Origin of the sequence: Enorma phocaeensis, from assembly GCF_016901575.1 — a bacterium.
GTDB classification, from domain to species: domain Bacteria; phylum Actinomycetota; class Coriobacteriia; order Coriobacteriales; family Coriobacteriaceae; genus Limicola; species Limicola phocaeensis_A.
Genome location: NZ_JACJKQ010000044.1, coordinates 1 through 3,085 on the forward strand (window position 1 = coordinate 1; position 3,085 = coordinate 3,085).

Sequence of the window (3,085 nt, forward strand, 5' to 3'; positions counted from 1 at the left end):
GATAGTCTAGGACTGGCTGCATCTGAGCTAGGACCATATTGATCATCGCTTCCATCGAGGTCTCCTTTCCCCCTGGCTCGGTGGAAACAATTCTGAAGTTGCAGGCCTGTGTTCCGGTAAATGATTATTTAGCAGAGCATCTTAAGTCTTGCGCAAAACGGCTATACCGTGAATACGAGCGAGATGAAGGAGCGGATTTGCCAGAAGGCTGGCATTGGACGACCATTGGCGAGATATCCGGGATGGTATGCCGGGGCATAACGCCCAAGTACAACGACGAGTCCGATGAGCTAATTCTTGGCCAAACCTGTATTCGAAACAATCTGGTTCTACTCGAGAATGGCCGCCTGCATGCTCCGAGAAAGATTACCGAGAAGTGGCTTAAGAAGTACGACTTGCTGATCAACTCGACGGGTGTCGGTTCTCTTGGAAGGACCGCTCAAGTTTGGTTTGATCCTTCGAAGCTCGTTGTCGACTCCCACGTCACCATCGTTCGCGCAGCCGACCCGAGGCATGCTCTTTACATGGGATTCTGGGCGTTTGAACACGAGCGTTATATTGAGTCTCTTCACACCGGAAGCACGGGCCAAACGGAATTGCCACGCGATCACGTGAAGGCAATTCGTTTTATGCTTCCCAGCGATGCAGAACTTGAAAAGTTCAACGCCGTTGCGCAGCCGGCAGTTGAGCTGATTGTCGCAAATCAAAAGGAATCGAAACAGTTAGCTGAATTGCGCGACACGCTTTTGCCTAAGCTAATGTCGGGCGAGATAGACGTTTCAAGTGTGGCAATCTAGGAGTGAGACTGTGAACGATATTCCGCAAGTTATTGATCTTGTTTCTATCGAGCTTACTGGTAGCGAATTTCGTACGGAGCAAGAATCCGCATTAAGGCAAAAGCTTAAAACTGAGCCCTTCGCGGTAATGGTGCGAGGGCAACAGTCGATTGCTGCAGGGGTTGGCTTAAGTCAAAGCCTGGTTGTGTTTGTATCTAGCGTTATTGTTCCAGGTCTTCTGTACGACCTTTTCAAGTACGTGTTGTCGAGGACTTTCAAAGCGCTTAGCGAAACGATGAGTTCTGACGTCCCTCTTAGTAGGGTGACTTTCAAAACAAGAGACTGCGACTACATCATTTCGTCGAACTGTAATGCTGGCGTCTATAGCGAATTGGTCGATTACAATCAGCTGCTTTCTCGAATGGAATCATTTACTAAACGCGAAGAGAAAGACAACCGTCCTGTTGCCAAGATTGAAGCTCCGTGCGATATACGGATCGAAGAACATGGATGTGAAGCTGTGTGCTGCGGCGTGGGCAACTACTCACTTTGGAAAGTCGAATACAAAAGCGGCGACAAATGGCCGGAAGCTTTGTTTGACGCAGCCAATGAAGCGTTTATAGAACTAGTTGATGACGAAATTACTTGCCCAGAAGATATATTCTATGCTGGGCAAGAACCTACTGAATGGTTCATCTAGGAGCAGGTGACATAAATGGAGGATGCGGTTATTACGGCAATTGCGACAGCGGGCTCTCAACTCGCCGTCCTCGCCGCAAAAGGAACGGCCACTCAAGTTAGCAATAGATTTCAGGCTATTAGGCAGAAGAAAACCCACGAGGAACTTTGCAACTCGTACGAGGAGCTAATAAATGAATTAGTCGCAGACCGCGCTCAAGCGATCGCTATTGCTCAGGCGTACGAATCAGAGTTGAACAGGTACGAGATAACAGATGAGGATATTGAGCACCTGCAAAACACGGTTGGGAATGCGCTAGACATCCTGAAATCTTTCTCGCCTGATAGCGACTTCTCGAACTTCGAGCGGTTCAAATCTCTTCTGTCTGTCGATACGCTAAAAGCTATGCAGCTTCTGGGATTTGACTACAAGAAAGCGATAGGCGACCCTTTAACCGAGGTATGCGCGGAGGCAATCCGCGTGAATCTGGGTCAGAAAAAAACGACCGCCAACCGCAATAACCAGAAAAAGCGCAACTAAGCCAAACTATAATATGGTTGCGTAATATTCTTCAAGCTGAGGCATGCGCCGATGATGGTCCCAATCGATTATTTGAGTGAATCCTGAAACTGGCTCAAGGGAAGCTTCGGCTAGATAGGCATCAACTATGAATAGGGCTGCAACTAGATTTAGGCCGACCTCAAACGTCGCCTTGCTGTAGTTGCTCGTTCTCTTGTGTTTCACTTTGTTATAGGCATCCCACCAGGAGATGCTCTTATCAGGATGTTCACTTATGCATGCCCAGGGAGAAAGAAGAATATCCGAACGTAGTATCTTTACCGTAGCCGTGGCGAACTGTTCAAGAGCGTTTTCTGCAATCATTGTCTTAAAATCTGACATATTTGGACGCTCGCTCATATTCGCTGATGACTCGGGTGCAACAATTGAGGCAAAGCTTTTTAAGGCCACATCAAGCTCGCTTCCTGCGGCCAGTATTAGCTGGAGGATGCGCGGTCCAAAAGCAGCGAAATTTGCTTTGTCTAGTTCGAGAGTCTCCGAGATTTCTATAAGGTCCTTTTCCATCAGAAGGAAGTAATCCCAGTGCAATTGGACAAGACTTTTAGACATCATCGCATCACCTAGAGCTTTATTTCTGGAATAATGGCTTCACTGTTCATAAGTTGAGGCAGCAAAGCGTTACGCAACATAAACAATTCCCGGTTCTCTGTTTCGTTACACTAAACCACATCCATAATCAAATCAGCAAGGCTGAAAGTTCTATACGCGGCTTGAAGCTGAGCAATTCTAAGTCAATGCCTTTCATAGTTTTGCCTGATATCTCAGGGGATGTTATGTCAGAGCCCGCCGCCGCAATGCGCTGTTTATTTCGTCGAAGGAAACAGTAGATGAACGCTGTACATTATTTCGTCTGGGATCATTGATTTGAATCCCTGATTTGTCGCCAATTCATCCGCCGCAATAGCCAAATATCCAATGGGCACTCTTGAGCTAAACAGTGTCTAGCACGCGTTTTTAGTACCGGCGTTCCTCGGGGGCGGTACCGACCCTCCGGGGAGACGGTACCGCCCTTCCGCCTATCGGGTACCGGGCGTCAGTCCCAGTAGCCCTT

At 47.9% G+C, this 3,085-nt stretch carries 4 protein-coding genes; 3 read left to right on the plus strand and 1 reads right to left on the minus strand.

Annotated features, from left to right (window positions below):
* Positions 1 to 38: 38 nt before the first annotated feature.
* From H6A15_RS10045 to H6A15_RS10055, 3 genes are read left to right on the plus strand one after another with little or no spacing between them, the layout of a single operon-like run.
* Positions 39 to 797, plus strand: coding sequence for a restriction endonuclease subunit S (locus H6A15_RS10045; RefSeq protein ID WP_204673618.1), 759 nt, complete (start codon positions 39 to 41; stop codon positions 795 to 797).
* A 10-nt stretch (positions 798 to 807) separates the two neighbouring features.
* On the plus strand, positions 808 to 1,476 hold the full coding sequence (locus H6A15_RS10050; protein WP_204673619.1) for a hypothetical protein: 669 nt from the start codon (positions 808 to 810) through the stop codon (positions 1,474 to 1,476).
* 15 nt (positions 1,477 to 1,491) lie between these two features.
* A complete protein-coding gene (locus tag H6A15_RS10055; RefSeq protein WP_204673620.1) occupies positions 1,492 to 1,995 on the plus strand; it encodes a hypothetical protein in 504 nt (167 codons plus the stop codon).
* A 6-nt stretch (positions 1,996 to 2,001) separates the two neighbouring features.
* Here the strand turns inward: H6A15_RS10055 and H6A15_RS10060 are convergent, their stop codons facing one another.
* Positions 2,002 to 2,586, minus strand: coding sequence for a hypothetical protein (locus tag H6A15_RS10060; protein WP_204673621.1), 585 nt, complete (start codon positions 2,584 to 2,586; stop codon positions 2,002 to 2,004).
* Between the last annotated feature and the right edge of the window lie 499 nt (positions 2,587 to 3,085).

Bases quoted from the DNA above. Each gene is read 5' to 3' on its own strand.
- H6A15_RS10060 (WP_204673621.1), bottom strand. From the start codon at position 2,586: ATGATGTCTAAAAGTCTTGTCCAATTGCACTGGGATTACTTCCTTCTG.
- H6A15_RS10055 (WP_204673620.1), top strand. From the start codon at position 1,492: ATGGAGGATGCGGTTATTACGGCAATTGCGACAGCGGGCTCTCAACTC.